General features: G+C 67.1%; 13 protein-coding genes. 9 read left to right on the forward strand and 4 right to left on the reverse strand.

Going from position 1 to position 13,247, the window contains the following annotated elements:
* Nucleotides 1-119: 119 nt before the first annotated feature.
* The 3 genes from DIE08_RS04655 to DIE08_RS04665 all read right to left on the reverse strand — a co-directional run bounded on the left by DIE08_RS04655 (nucleotide 120) and on the right by DIE08_RS04665 (nucleotide 2,042).
* Nucleotides 120-422 (reverse strand): DUF4148 domain-containing protein, encoded by a 303-nt coding sequence (locus DIE08_RS04655; RefSeq protein ID WP_059600219.1) that lies wholly within the window; start codon nucleotides 420-422, stop codon nucleotides 120-122.
* Nucleotides 423-634: 212 nt separating this feature from the next.
* Nucleotides 635-1,621: an oxidoreductase gene (locus tag DIE08_RS04660; RefSeq protein ID WP_124901131.1), complete on the reverse strand. Its 987-nt coding sequence runs from the start codon at nucleotides 1,619-1,621 to the stop codon at nucleotides 635-637.
* Between the two features lie 130 nt (nucleotides 1,622-1,751).
* Nucleotides 1,752-2,042, reverse strand: a complete 291-nt coding sequence (locus tag DIE08_RS04665) for a DUF3331 domain-containing protein (protein WP_044847789.1) — start codon at nucleotides 2,040-2,042, stop codon at nucleotides 1,752-1,754.
* 698 nt (nucleotides 2,043-2,740) lie between these two features.
* On the opposite strand from DIE08_RS04665, the gene DIE08_RS04670 reads away from it, so the two are divergent.
* The 9 genes from DIE08_RS04670 (at nucleotide 2,741) to DIE08_RS04710 (ending at nucleotide 11,957) form a co-directional block, all read left to right on the forward strand.
* Entirely contained in the window at nucleotides 2,741-3,505 is a 765-nt protein-coding gene (locus DIE08_RS04670) for an SDR family oxidoreductase (protein WP_059600218.1), read from the forward strand.
* Between the two features lie 38 nt (nucleotides 3,506-3,543).
* Nucleotides 3,544-4,386: an ureidoglycolate lyase gene (locus DIE08_RS04675; RefSeq protein WP_124901132.1), complete on the forward strand. Its 843-nt coding sequence runs from the start codon at nucleotides 3,544-3,546 to the stop codon at nucleotides 4,384-4,386.
* A gap of 23 nt (nucleotides 4,387-4,409) precedes the next feature.
* Nucleotides 4,410-5,687 (forward strand): L-fuconate dehydratase, encoded by a 1,278-nt coding sequence (locus DIE08_RS04680; protein ID WP_124622079.1) that lies wholly within the window; start codon nucleotides 4,410-4,412, stop codon nucleotides 5,685-5,687.
* A gap of 81 nt (nucleotides 5,688-5,768) precedes the next feature.
* Complete coding sequence (locus DIE08_RS04685; RefSeq protein WP_124901133.1) at nucleotides 5,769-6,545, forward strand: SDR family oxidoreductase; 777 nt, start codon at nucleotides 5,769-5,771, stop codon at nucleotides 6,543-6,545.
* A gap of 12 nt (nucleotides 6,546-6,557) precedes the next feature.
* Complete coding sequence (locus tag DIE08_RS04690; RefSeq protein WP_124901134.1) at nucleotides 6,558-8,099, forward strand: sugar ABC transporter ATP-binding protein; 1,542 nt, start codon at nucleotides 6,558-6,560, stop codon at nucleotides 8,097-8,099.
* A gap of 30 nt (nucleotides 8,100-8,129) precedes the next feature.
* Complete coding sequence (locus tag DIE08_RS04695; RefSeq protein WP_124901135.1) at nucleotides 8,130-9,167, forward strand: ABC transporter permease; 1,038 nt, start codon at nucleotides 8,130-8,132, stop codon at nucleotides 9,165-9,167.
* A gap of 76 nt (nucleotides 9,168-9,243) precedes the next feature.
* The gene (locus DIE08_RS04700) at nucleotides 9,244-10,185 is read left to right on the forward strand and encodes an ABC transporter substrate-binding protein (RefSeq protein WP_059600212.1); all 942 of its coding nucleotides are present in this window, start codon (nucleotides 9,244-9,246) and stop codon (nucleotides 10,183-10,185) included.
* 48 nt (nucleotides 10,186-10,233) lie between these two features.
* On the forward strand, nucleotides 10,234-11,124 hold the full coding sequence (locus DIE08_RS04705) for an amidohydrolase (protein WP_124901136.1): 891 nt from the start codon (nucleotides 10,234-10,236) through the stop codon (nucleotides 11,122-11,124).
* Between the two features lie 71 nt (nucleotides 11,125-11,195).
* Nucleotides 11,196-11,957 carry a FadR/GntR family transcriptional regulator gene (locus DIE08_RS04710; protein ID WP_124622074.1) on the forward strand — a complete coding sequence of 254 codons (762 nt, stop codon included), beginning with the start codon at nucleotides 11,196-11,198 and terminating at the stop codon, nucleotides 11,955-11,957.
* Nucleotides 11,958-11,973: 16 nt separating this feature from the next.
* Here the strand turns inward: DIE08_RS04710 and DIE08_RS04715 are convergent, their stop codons facing one another.
* Nucleotides 11,974-13,215 (reverse strand): FAD-binding oxidoreductase, encoded by a 1,242-nt coding sequence (locus DIE08_RS04715; protein ID WP_124901137.1) that lies wholly within the window; start codon nucleotides 13,213-13,215, stop codon nucleotides 11,974-11,976.
* Nucleotides 13,216-13,247: the final 32 nt, after the last annotated feature.

Raw genomic sequence — 13,247 nt, forward strand, 5'->3', positions numbered from 1 at the left:
CACCCGCTGCCGGGCGGCGGAGGTATGCGTTTCACAAAAAAAGACGAGCCCGCATCAGGGGCTCGTCCGGGTACAGCTTCGTCGCGCCGTGCGCGGTGCGCCCGTCAGGGCACGTCGGCTTACTGGCCGAAGAAGATCGAGTCGCGAGCGTTCGACGACGCTGCGGCAACCGGGGCGCCCGAGTGGACGACCGGAGCCGGTTGTGCGCCGTAGCCGCTGGCGTCGGCACCATGAACACGCGCTTCCGCCGACTGGATGTCGTTCGGGTAATACGGGCTCGACACGCCCGGCTTGTAGCCGGCTTGTTCGAGCTGGACCAGTTCGTTGCGGACTTGTGCGCGGGTCACGGTGCTTTGTGCGAAAGCGCCGAACGAAGCGGACAGGGCGACAGCAGCAACGACTGCGGAAACGAGCGATTTCATGATGACCTCCGGTGTTTTATTGGGTTCGCTTGCGACACCATGTCTGCAGCGATTGACTAAATCTTAGTCACCGGGTGGTTGAGGGTAAACGCTGATTTTGACGATAGATTGTTTCCGGACTGGTAACAGTGGGCTGTCCAATCAGGCTTTCACCAAGCTTTCGTTTCTTTAAGTGTAATAAGTATGATGAATGTTGAGGCGAGGGGTGCGATTCAACGTGTCTCGGCCGACGTGTCGAGCGGCGTGGCGGGCAGGTGACCCTCGGCCACGCCCGAGCTCAGGAAACGCACGCCCGTCGCGGCTTCGGAGGCCTCCCACAGCAGCGCGGCGGTCGCTACATCGCGTGCCGCGCGCGGCACGCTTGCCGGTGCCGGCAGCCCGCGCGACTCGAACCAGCCGGACGGTCCGATGTACGAGCCGCCGGTGAGGTCGGGCGACGTCGCCGCGTGAATCGCGGGAAGCGCACCCTGGTCGGCCGGTTGCGCGAGATAACGGTTCGCCGCGCGCATCAGCGCGGCGCGCGTGGGCGAACGGTCCATCGCGGGGCCCGCGAACTGCAGATTGGTTGCCGCGTAGCCGGGATGCGCGGCGACGCTGATGCCCGCGAACGTCGCGCGCTGGAAGCGGCGCTGCAGTTCGATCGCGAACACGAGGTTGGCGAGCTTGCTGTCGCAGTAGGCGAGATAACGGTTGTAACGGTGTTCGGCCCGAAGGTCGTCGACGCGGATCCGGCCGCCGCGGTTCAAGCCGCTCGACATCGTCACGACCCGCGCGCGCCGCGCGGCGCGTAGCGCGGGCAGCAGATGGCCGGTCAACGCGAAATGGCCGAGGTGGTTGGTGCCGAACTGCATCTCGAAGCCGTCTTGCGTGTGCCGCAGCGGCAGGAACATCACGCCGGCGTTGTTGCAGAGGATGTCGACGCGGCCGTGGCGGTCGGAGACGTCGGCGGCGAAGCGCTGGATCGACGCGAGATCGGCGAGGTCGAGCGGATCGACTTCGACCCGTGCGGCGGGATGGAACCGACGGATCGCATCGGCGGCCTGCGCGGCGCGCGCGGCATCGCGGCAGCCCATTACGACGGTTGCGCCCTTGGCGGCCAGCGTTTCCGCGATGTGCCAGCCGAGCCCGCTGTTGGCGCCGGTCACGACCGCAACTTTGCCGCCTTGCGCCGGGACGTGGCGCGCGCTCCATGCATGCATGTCTGCCTCCATCGGCGTGGCCGGTGCGCCACGACGCGTAATCGTTACATTGAATGCTGTAACGATAGTCCGCGCGGGCGGGGCAGACAAGCGGGGGAACTAGACCGGTGGTTCTAGGCCGGCTTGCGCGTTACCGGCTGCCGGCCAGGGCCAGCACTTCGGCGGCGGAGATCATCGCGGCCGCGTTCGCCGGTGCCGGGCGCTCGGCCGGGCGGAAGACTTCGTCGCCGCGCTGGATGACCTGGCGCGACAGCGCACAGGTGCCGGTGCGCTGCGCGAAGCGGCGGCGCCAGCGCTGTTCGCCGTAATGACAGCGGCCGGGTTCGACCCAGCGAACGACGAGCAGCGTATCGGAACGTTCCAGAATTTCGACGTGGACGTCGGCGGGATCGAGCACAGGCAGGGATTTGGAGGCCTTCATTTGCCGTTTCCTAAAGCTCGTGCGGTTTCGGCCGTGGCAGTGGATGTCACTACCCGACGGCGATTCCGTAGCGGTTTCCATGAGTGGTGCGCTAAATGTAAGCGTCTGTGACCGGAAAAAACATCCTGTCTGGCTCAAATTACCTTTTGCCGATTCAGAAACAATCAACGCGCATTTTCTTGAAAAACCAACGACAAAAGCGTGTAAGACCAACAACAAAAGCGCCCCGGACGCGAACGCCCGGGGCGGAAAATCGGCCCGCGCCACCGTGTCTGCTCGCTCAGTCACGTGGACACCGCGGGGGACGGAGGTGCCCGTCAGGGATCGGCGACGGGCGGGGTGCGGTGATCCGGGAAGCGCGGTCCGGCAACATCATGATCGCGCGCGCCCCCCGTTGATACCCTGACGGGAACATGACTTTTTTGTCAGTTTCGCCGCGACGGCGGCGCGACCCAGGCGCCCGTGGCCGGCGCAAACCCCCGCCGACATTGGCTTTGCGGGACAAGTGGTTGGGCGCCGGAATCAGAACAAGACGGTCGCCGAAGTCCGGGGCACCGCCGCCGCCCCGATTCTGCCGTTCGGGAAAATACTGAATCCCGCGATCGTGACAAATCCGGAATCTGTTCCTATGATTGGTTGGACCTTTGGTCCTTTGTGCCAATCAGTCGGCTCGGCCGGCTTCTACAGGAGTGGTGCTCATGAGATTGCAGGGCAAGCGCGCGCTGGTGACGGCGGCCGGGCAGGGTATCGGCCGCGCGACCGCGCTGCGGTTCGCAAGCGAGGGGGCCGACGTGCTGGCGACCGACATCAACGAGGCTGCGCTCGCGCAACTCGCGGCCGACGCCGAGCGCGCCGGCGGCAGGCTGGCCACGCGGCGGCTCGACGTGACCGATGCGGGCGACGTTTCGGCACTCGCCGCGCAGGCGCGCGCGTTCGACGTGCTCTTTAACTGCGCGGGGTTCGTGCACCACGGCTCGATCCTCGATTGCGACGATGCCGCGTGGGCGTTTTCGCTGAATCTCAACGTCACGTCGATGTACCGGCTGATCCGCGCGCTGCTGCCGGCGATGCTGGAAGCGGGCGGCGCGTCGATCATCAACATGGCATCGGCCGCGTCGAGCGTGAAGGGCGTGCCGAACCGCTTCGTGTACGGCACCACCAAGGCGGCCGTGATCGGCCTGACCAAGGCCGTCGCTGCCGATTTCGTCGAGCGGGGCATCCGCTGCAACGCGATCTGCCCGGGCACGATCGAGTCGCCGTCGCTGGAGCAGCGGATCGCGGACCAGGCGCGCACGCGCCAGGTGTCGACCGACGAGGTGCGCCAGGCGTTCGTCGCGCGCCAGCCGATCGGCCGCATCGGCACCGCGGAAGAAGTGGCCGCGCTCGCGCTGTACCTCGCGTCCGACGAAGCGTCGTTTACGACCGGCGCGATTCACCTGATCGATGGCGGCTGGTCGAACTGACCGCGTCTTCCTCTTCACCTTCCGTTTCCTCACACAACATGAAACTGCTGAGATTTGGCGACAAGCACCACGAAAAGCCGGGCCTGCTCGATGCGCAGGGAAGGATTCGCGACCTGTCGGGCGTGATCGACGACATCGCAGGCGATGCGCTCGCACCCGCGTCGGTCGCGCGGCTGCGTGACATCGACCCGTCGTCGCTGCCGCGCGTCGAAGGCACGCCGCGGCTTGGCGCGTGCGTCGGCCGCGTCGGCAAGTTCATCTGCATCGGGCTCAACTATTCCGACCACGCGGCCGAATCCGGGATGGAAGTCCCGAAGGAGCCGGTCGTGTTCGGCAAATGGACGAGCGCGATCTCGGGGCCGAACGACGACGTCGAGATTCCGCGCGGCTCGGAGAAGACCGACTGGGAAGTCGAGCTCGGCGTGGTGATCGGCCAGGGTGGCCGCTACATCGACGAAGCCGACGCGCTGTCGCACGTCGCCGGCTACTGCGTGGTGAACGACGTGTCGGAGCGCGAATACCAGCTCGAGCGCGGCGGCACGTGGGACAAGGGCAAGGGCAACGACACGTTCGGCCCGCTCGGCCCGTGGCTCGTGACGGCCGACGAAGTGCCCGATCCGCACGCGCTGCGGCTGTGGCTCGAGGTGGACGGCCACCGCTACCAGAACGGCACGACCGCGACGATGGTGTTCCGGGTGCCGCACCTGATCAGCTATCTGAGCCGCTTCATGAGCCTGCAGCCGGGCGACGTGATCTCGACCGGCACGCCGCCGGGCGTCGGCCTCGGGCAGAAGCCGCCGGTCTATCTGCGCGCCGGGCAGGTGATCACGCTCGGCATCGACGGGCTCGGCGAGCAGCGCCAGCGCACCGTGCAGGCCTGATTTCCTTTTACGGACCGTTCGCCATGCCTATCATTCGATCGATGCGCGTCCTCGACGTGCGCTTCCCGACCTCGCAGCAGCTCGACGGCTCCGATGCGATGAATCCGGACCCCGATTATTCGGCCGCGTACGTCGTGCTGGAAACCGACCACGACGGGCTCGAAGGCCACGGGCTCACGTTCACCATCGGGCGCGGCAACGAAATCTGCTGCGCGGCGATCGACGCGATGCGTCACCTCGTCGTCGGCCTCGACCTCGACTGGATCCGCGAGGACATGGGCCGCTTCTGGCGGCACGTGACGTCGGACAGCCAGTTGCGCTGGATCGGCCCCGACAAGGGCGCGATCCATCTGGCGACGGGCGCCGTCGTCAACGCGGTGTGGGATTTGTGGGCGAAGTCGGTGGGCAAGCCGCTGTGGCGGCTCGTCGCGGACATGAGTCCCGAGGAGATCGTGCGCGCGATCGATTTCCGCTACCTGACCGACTGCCTGACGCAGGACGAGGCGCTCGACCTGCTGCGACGGCAGGCGCCGGGCAAGGCGGCGCGGATCGCGACGCTCGAGCGCGAAGGCTACCCGTGCTACACGACGTCGGCGGGCTGGCTCGGCTACAGCGACGACAAGCTGCGTCGGTTGTGCCGTGAGGCGGTGGACGCCGGCTTCGACTACGTGAAGCTGAAGGTGGGCGCGAACCTGGAGCACGACATCCGTCGCGTGACGATCGCGCGCGAGGTGATCGGCCCGGACCGCAAGCTGATGATCGACGCGAACCAGGTGTGGGAGGTGGACGAAGCGATCGACTGGGTGCGCGAGCTGGCGTTCGCGAAACCGTGGTTCATCGAGGAGCCGACGAGCCCCGACGACGTCGAAGGGCATCGCAAGATCCGCGAGGCGATCGCGCCCGTGCAGGTCGCGACCGGCGAGATGTGCCAGAACCGCGTGCTGTTCAAGCAGTTCATCGCGCGCGGCGCGATCGACATCGTGCAGATCGACGCGTGCCGGCTCGGCGGCGTCAACGAGATTCTCGCGGTGATGCTGCTGGCCGCGAAATACGGGCTGGCGGTGTGTCCGCACGCGGGCGGCGTCGGGCTGTGCGAATACGTGCAGCATCTGTCGATGATCGACTATGTGTGTATTGCCGGCACGAAGGAAGGGCGCGTGACCGAATACGTCGACCACCTGCACGAGCATTTCGTCGAGCCGTGCGTCGTGCGCGGCGCGGCCTACATGCCGCCGACGGCGCCCGGCTTCTCGATCGAGATGAAGCCCGAATCGCTGGAGCGGTATCGATTCCGCGGCTGAAGCACGCGGCACGCAGCACGACGACGCGCGATGCACCGCGCGCGGCCCGCGCGGCGACAACATGAATGACGGAGACGCGAAGTGGATTTGAATCTGCAAGACAAGATCGTGATCGTGACCGGCGGCGCATCGGGCATCGGCGCCGCGATCTCGATGCGGCTGGCCGGCGAAGGCGCGATTCCGGTGGTATTCGCGCGCCACACGCCGGACGACGGCTTCTGGCGCGCCCTCACGCAGCAACAGCCGCGCGCCGCGTGCGTGTCCGTCGAACTGCAGGACGACGCGCAATGCCGCGACGCGGTCGCGCAAACCATCGCGCGCTTCGGCCGCATCGACGGCCTCGTCAACAACGCGGGCATCAACGACAGCGTCGGGCTCGACGCCGGGCGCGACGCGTTCGTCGCATCGCTCCAACGCAACCTGATCCACTACTACGTGATGGCGCATTACTGCGTGCCGCACTTGAAGGCGACGCGCGGCGCGATCGTCAACATCTCGTCGAAGACGGCCGTCACCGGGCAGGGCAACACGAGCGGCTATTGCGCATCGAAGGGCGCGCAACTCGCGCTGACGCGCGAATGGGCCGTCGCACTGCGCGACAACGGCGTGCGCGTGAACGCCGTGATTCCGGCCGAGGTGATGACGCCGCTCTACCAGACCTGGATCGCCGGTTTCGACGACCCCGAAGCGAAGCTCGCGGAAATCGCCGGCAAGGTGCCGCTCGGCAAGCGCTTCACGACCGCCGACGAGATCGCCGACACGGCCGTGTTCCTGCTGTCGGCGCGCGCGTCGCACACGACGGGCCAGTGGCTGTTCGTCGACGGCGGCTATACGCATCTCGATCGCGCGATCGGCTGAGACCATCGAGCCATGCAACTCGATCTGAACCCGACCGCCGCACCCGCCGCGCTGATTGCGCTGACAGGCATCGGCAAGCGCTTCCCTGGCGTGCAGGCGCTCGACGATTGCCGGTTCGACCTGCATGCCGGCGAAGTCCACGCGCTGATGGGCGAGAACGGCGCCGGCAAGTCGACGTTGATGAAGATTCTCGCGGGTGTTTATCAGAAGGACGAAGGCGAGATCCGGATGGACGGCCGCGCGGTGGAGATCGACGATCCGCGCGCCGCGCAGGCGCTCGGCATCGGCATCATCCATCAGGAGCTGAACCTGATGAACCACCTGAGCGTCGCGCAGAACATCTTCATCGGGCGCGAGCCGCGCGGCCGCTTGGGCGTGTTCGTCGACGAGGACACGCTCAACCGTGACGCGGCCGCGATCTTTCAACGGATGCGGCTCGATCTCGATCCGCGTACGCCGGTCGGCCGGCTGACGGTCGCGAAGCAGCAGATGGTCGAGATCGCGAAGGCGCTGTCGTTCGACTCGCGCGTGCTGATCATGGACGAGCCGACCGCCGCGCTGAACAACGCGGAGATCGCCGAGCTGTTCCGCATCATCGGCGACCTGCGCGCGCACGGCGTCGGCATCGTCTACATCTCGCACAAGATGGACGAGCTGCGCCAGATCGCCGATCGCGTGACGGTGATGCGCGACGGCAAGTACGTCGCGACCGTGCCGATGGCGGATACGTCGATGGACGCGATCATCGCGATGATGGTCGGTCGCCAGCTCGATACGACGTTCCGCACGCCGCCCGATACGTCGGTCAACGAGGTCGCGCTCGAGGTGCGCGGGCTGTCGCGCGGCCGCGCGATCCGCGACGTCGGCTTCACGGTGCGGCGCGGCGAGATTCTCGGCTTCGCGGGGCTGATGGGTGCGGGCCGCACCGAGGTCGCGCGCGCGGTGTTCGGCGCGGACCCGGTCGACGCGGGCGAGATTCGCGTGCACGGCAAGACCGTGACGATCCGCACGCCGGCCGACGCGGTCGCGCACGGGATCGGTTATCTGTCGGAGGACCGCAAGCACTTCGGGCTCGCGCTCGGGATGGACGTGCAGAACAACATCGCGCTGTCGAGCATGCAGCGCTTCGTACGCCGCGGCATGTTCCTCGATGCGCGCGGGATGCGGGACACCGCGCAGTCGTACGTGCGGCAGCTCGCGATCCGCACGCCGTCGGTCGCGCAGCCGGCGCGCCTCCTGTCGGGCGGCAACCAGCAGAAGATCGTGATCGCGAAGTGGCTGCTGCGCGACTGCGACATCCTGTTCTTCGACGAGCCGACGCGCGGCATCGACGTCGGCGCGAAAAGCGAGATCTACAAGCTGCTCGACGCGCTCGCCGCCGACGGCAAGGCGATCGTGATGATCTCGTCGGAGTTGCCCGAGGTGCTGCGCATGAGCCACCGGATTCTCGTGATGTGCGAAGGGCGCGTGACCGGCGAATTGCGCGCGGCCGACGCCACGCAGGAAAAGATCATGCAGCTCGCAACGCAGCGCGAGTCGACCGTTTTGTCCTGATTCGGACGCCGATTCATACGCCTACCGACCATGTCCAACGATACGCATCCCGTCCCGCCGCTGGCTTCCGGCGACACGCCGGCCGCCGCATCGAGCCTGAAGTCGCGCTTCTTCAACCCGGCCGCGCGGCAGAAGCTGCTCGCGTTCGCGAGCCTCGTGCTGCTGATCGTGTTCTTCAGCTTCGCGTCGTCGAACTTCCTCGAAGTCGACAACCTCGTGACGATCCTGCAGGCCACCGCCGTGAACGGCGTGCTGGCGGTCGCGTGTACCTACGTGATCATCTCGTCGGGCATCGACCTGTCGGTCGGCACCCTGATGACGTTCTGCGCGGTGATGGCCGGCGTCGTGCTGACGAACTGGGGCATGCCGCTGCCGCTCGGGATTCTGGCCGCGCTGTGCTTCGGCGCGTTGTCGGGCAGTGTGTCGGGTTTCGTGATCGCGAAGATGAAGGTGCCGCCGTTCATCGCGACGCTCGGGATGATGATGCTGCTCAAGGGGCTGTCGCTCGTGATCTCGGGCACGCGGCCGATCTACTTCAACGACACGCCGGGCTTCACGTCGATTGCGCAGGATTCGCTGATCGGCAGTCTGATTCCCGCGCTGCCGATTCCGAACGCGGTGCTGATCCTGTTCCTCGTCGCGGTCGGCGCGTCGATCGTGCTGAACCGGACCATCTTCGGCCGCTACACGTTCGCGCTCGGCAGCAACGAGGAAGCGCTGCGGCTGTCCGGCGTGAACGTCGACGCGTGGAAGATCGCCGTCTATACGTTCAGCGGCGCGGTGTGCGGGATCGCCGGGCTCCTGATCGCGTCGCGGCTGAATTCCGCGCAGCCCGCGCTCGGACAGGGCTACGAGCTCGATGCGATCGCGGCAGTCGTGATCGGCGGCACGTCGCTGTCGGGCGGCGCGGGCAGCATCGTCGGCACCATCATCGGCGCGTTCATCATGAGCGTGCTGACCAACGGCCTGCGCATCATGTCGGTCGCGCAGGAATGGCAGACGGTCGTCACGGGCGTGATCATCATCCTCGCCGTCTACGTGGACATCCTGCGCCGGCGGCGCCGCTGACGCACGCACGAACACACATGTGCTTCACCGCCGGCCCGTCCGGCATTTCAGTCGATACCAACCAAGGAGACGCGAAGTGATCAGGAGCAAGGTGTTGAACGCGATCGTCGGACTGGCGTTCGCCGTTGGCGTGACGGCCGGCGCGCAGGCGCAGGAAACCTACATCCCGCTGATTTCGAAGGGCTTCCAGCATCAGTTCTGGCAGGCCGTGAAGGCGGGCGCGATGCAGGCAGCGAAGGACTACAAGGTGAAGGTGACGTTCGAAGGCCCCGAAACCGAGGCGATGGTCGACAAGCAGATCGACATGCTGTCCGCCGCGATCGCGAAGAAGCCGGCGGCGCTCGGCTTCGCGGCGCTCGACAGCAAGGCCGCGTTACCGCTCCTGAAGAAGGCGCAGGCCGAGAAGATCCCGGTCATCGCGTTCGACTCGGGCGTCGACAGCGACATCCCGGTGACGACCGCCGCGACCAACAACAAGGCCGCCGCCGCGCTCGCCGCCGACAAGCTCGCCGCGCTGATCGGCGACGAGGGCGAGGTGGCCGTGGTCGCGCACGACCAGACGAGCCGCACCGGCATCGATCGCCGCGACGGTTTTCTCGAACGGATGAAATCGGCGCACCCGAAGGTGCGGATCGTGACCGTGCAGTACGGCGAGGGCGACCAGCTGAAGTCGACCGAAGTGACGAAGTCGATCCTGCAGGCGTACCCGAAGCTCAAGGGCGTTTTCGGCACCAACGAAGGCTCGGCGATCGGCGTGGTGAACGGCGTGCGCGAGATGAAGCGCAAGGTCGTGATCATCGGATACGATTCCGGCAAGCAGCAGAAGGATGCGATCCGCAGCGGGATCATGGCCGGCGCGATCACGCAGAATCCTGTCGGGATCGGCTACAAGACCGTCGAGGCGGCCGTGAAGGCGATCAAGGGCGAGAAGCTGCCGAAGGTCATCGATACCGGTTTCTACTGGTACGACAAGACCAACATCGACGACCCGAAAATCACGGCGGTGCTGTACGACTGAACGTGACGTGACCTGACACGGCGGACGACGGCGAACGGCGAGGACACCATGAGCGCAGTGCGCATCGATTCTCATCAGCACTTCTGGCGTTACCGCGCGGCCGAATTTCCATGGATCGGCGCCGGAATGGGTGTGCTCGCCCGCGATTACATGCCCGACGCGCTGTGGCCGCAGATGCGTGCGCAGGCGTTCGGTGCGTCGATCGCGGTGCAGGCGCGCGTCGGACGCGACGAGACGGCATTCCTGCTCGATCTGGCCCACGACGAAGCGCGCATCGCGGCGGTGGTCGGCTGGGAGGACCTCGCTGCGCCGGCGCTCGCCGAGCGTATCGCGGAATGGCGCAGCCCGAAGCTGCGCGGCTTTCGTCACCTGCTGCAGGACGAGGCCGACGTCGGCGCGTTCGTCGCGGATCCCGCGTTCAATCGCGGTGTCGCATGGCTGCAGGCGAACGGTTACGTGTACGACGTGCTCGTGTTCGAACGTCAGTTGCGCGACGTGCGCGCGTTCTGTGCGCGCAACGATGCGCACTGGCTCGTGCTCGATCACGCAGGCAAGCCCGCGCTCGCCGAGTTCGACCGCGACGACACCGCACTCGCACGTTGGCGCGCGGCGTTGCGCGAACTGGGTGCGATGCCGCACGTCGTGTGCAAGCTGTCGGGGCTCGTGACCGAGACGGACTGGCGGCGCGGCCTGCGCGGGCAGGACATCCGCCACATCGAACTATGCCTGGATGCGGCGCTCGACGCGTTTGGCCCGCAGCGGCTGATGTTCGGTTCGGACTGGCCCGTGTGTCTGCTCGCGGCGTCGTACGACGAAGTGGCGTCGCTGGTCGAGCGCTGGGCACAAGCGCGGTTGTCGGCGGCCGAGCGCGACGCGTTGTGGGGCGGTACGGCCGCGCGGTGCTATGCGGTGCCGGACGATATGAAGCCCGGCATATAGAATAGGCGCGATCAGTCTGGTGCGGCATTCGTCAGACCGTCCGCAACGCAACCGCTTACCTGTATCAACGTATGTCCATCCAGCCGATTCAGAACCGCCGCCTCTACCAGCAGATCGCCGACAAGCTCAGCGCGATGATCGAGTCGGGCGACTTCCCGCCGGGCAGTTACCTCCCGCCCGAGCGCGAACTGGCCGAGCAGTTCGGCGTGTCGCGCACATCGGTGCGCGAGGCGTTGATCGCGCTCGAGGTGAACGGTCTCGTCAGCGTGCGCGTCGGCGACGGCGTGAAGGTGCGCCAACCCGAGGCGGCCACCGCACCGCAACCGCGGATCGACACGACGGTCGCGCCGTTCTCGATCGTCGAGGTCGATCCGGAGCTCGGTATCGCTGTCGACCTCGATACCGAAATCCCGCCGTTCGCGTTGTTGCAGGCGCGCCGGCTGATCGAGCCGGAAGCCGCGTCGCTCGCCGCGAAACACGGCTCGGACGCGCAGATCGAGGGGATTCACGAGGCGTTCCTGCGCAACCAGGAAGACAACCGTAGCGGGTCGCTCACGCATCCGGGCGATCGGCTGTTCCATATCCGTATCGCGGAAGCGAGCGACAACCCCGCGTATGCGCTGATGATCAAGCAACTGCTCGCGCACAAGTACGACCTGATGTTCCAGCGGCTGCAGTCGCTGTACATGCCGAACGACATGCCGCATCGCTCGGAGCTCGAACACCGCGCGATCCTCGATGCAATCCGCGCGCGCGACCCGGAGGCCGCGCGCCGCGCGATGGCCGAGCATCTCGACGAAGTGATCCGGATCTTCGGCCGCGCCCTCGACTGAGCGCGGGCGATCGGCATCAGAAGCGGTCGGCGCGGTAGGGCGTCGGATCGGTGAACGGCGTCTCGCCGGTCATCATCTCGGCCAGCAGGCGGCCGGAGACGGGGCCGAGCGTCAACCCGTGATGGTTGTGCCCGAACGAGAACCACATCCCGCGATGCGCCGGTGCGGGGCCGATCACCGGCCGCATGTCGGGCGTGCACGGCCGGAAGCCGAGCCACGGGTGCGGGTCGAGCCGCTCGCCGAAGCCGAACACCGGGCGCGCGACGCGTTCCGCGCGATCGAGCTGCACGCCCGTCGGCGGCAGGCCGCGCCGCGCGATCTCGACGCCGGTGGTCAGCCGCAGTCCGCGCCGCATCGGCGCGATCACGTAGCCGTATTCGCGATCGACGATCGGCGCCGACGGCGCGCCGCGTTCGGACGGCGCGTAGTGCATGTGGTAGCCGCGCTTCTCGCGCAGCGGAATCTTGTAGCCGAACTTGCCGAACACCGTGTCGGACCACGGGCCGAGCGCGACGACGACGGCCGGCGCGGCGATCTTGCCGTCGTCCGTCGTGACCTGCCAGCCGGGCGACAGCGCCTCCAGGCTCGCGGCATCGCCGGTGAGCAGCGTGCCGCCGCCTTGCACGAAGAGTTGCGCGTAGGTTTTGACGAGCGCGGACGGATCGACGACGCTTTTCGGATCGAGCCAGTGCAGCGCGCCGCAGAAGCCTGCAGCGAGGCTCGGCTCCCGTGCGCGAAGTGCCGCGGCATCGAGCGGTGTGATGCCGAGCCCGTGGCGGCGCGCGGTGAGTCCCGCATCGGCGACCGCGCGCTCGAACGCGGCGGGCGTGCGGAACGCTTCCATCCAGCCGTTGGCGCGCACCAGTTCCCCGGCGCCGGCGCGCGCGATCAGTGCGTCGTGCTCGACGATGCAGCGCTCGATCAGCGGCAGCATGTCGCGCGAGGCTGCCGCGTGACGCAGCGGCGCCGATTCCCACCAGAAACGCGCGAGCCACGGCGCGAACGCGGGCAGCGACGCGCTGTGCCAATAGAGATCGGTGGAGCGGTTGAGCGCATAGCGCATCAGCGTGAACGGGCTGCGCGGGAACGGATACGGTTCGATCGACGAGCGCTCGATCAGCCCCGCGTTGCCGAAGCTCGTGCCTTCGCCGGGCGCGCCGCGGTCGACGAGGGCAACCTTGCGGCCGCGATCCTGCAGGTGCAGCGCGGCGGAGACGCCGACGATGCCCGCGCCCAGAACGATTACGTCGAAGTCCATGAGGGAAGACGAGATAGACGGTTGATGATCGA

It is taken from the genome of Burkholderia sp. Bp9004 (genome assembly GCF_003858025.1).
GTDB classification, from domain to species: Bacteria; Pseudomonadota; Gammaproteobacteria; order Burkholderiales; family Burkholderiaceae; genus Burkholderia; species Burkholderia diffusa.

Bases quoted from the DNA above. Each gene is read 5' to 3' on its own strand.
- DIE08_RS04655 (WP_059600219.1), bottom strand. From the start codon at position 422: ATGAAATCGCTCGTTTCCGCAGTCGTTGCTGCTGTCGCCCTGTCCGCT.
- DIE08_RS04665 (WP_044847789.1), bottom strand. From the start codon at position 2,042: ATGAAGGCCTCCAAATCCCTGCCTGTGCTCGATCCCGCCGACGTCCAC.
- DIE08_RS04695 (WP_124901135.1), top strand. From the start codon at position 8,130: ATGTCCAACGATACGCATCCCGTCCCGCCGCTGGCTTCCGGCGACACG.
- DIE08_RS04690 (WP_124901134.1), top strand. From the start codon at position 6,558: ATGCAACTCGATCTGAACCCGACCGCCGCACCCGCCGCGCTGATTGCG.
- DIE08_RS04705 (WP_124901136.1), top strand. From the start codon at position 10,234: ATGAGCGCAGTGCGCATCGATTCTCATCAGCACTTCTGGCGTTACCGC.
- DIE08_RS04675 (WP_124901132.1), top strand. From the start codon at position 3,544: ATGAAACTGCTGAGATTTGGCGACAAGCACCACGAAAAGCCGGGCCTG.
- DIE08_RS04660 (WP_124901131.1), bottom strand. From the start codon at position 1,621: ATGCATGCATGGAGCGCGCGCCACGTCCCGGCGCAAGGCGGCAAAGTT.
- DIE08_RS04680 (WP_124622079.1), top strand. From the start codon at position 4,410: ATGCCTATCATTCGATCGATGCGCGTCCTCGACGTGCGCTTCCCGACC.
- DIE08_RS04715 (WP_124901137.1), bottom strand. From the start codon at position 13,215: ATGGACTTCGACGTAATCGTTCTGGGCGCGGGCATCGTCGGCGTCTCC.
- DIE08_RS04670 (WP_059600218.1), top strand. From the start codon at position 2,741: ATGAGATTGCAGGGCAAGCGCGCGCTGGTGACGGCGGCCGGGCAGGGT.
- DIE08_RS04710 (WP_124622074.1), top strand. From the start codon at position 11,196: ATGTCCATCCAGCCGATTCAGAACCGCCGCCTCTACCAGCAGATCGCC.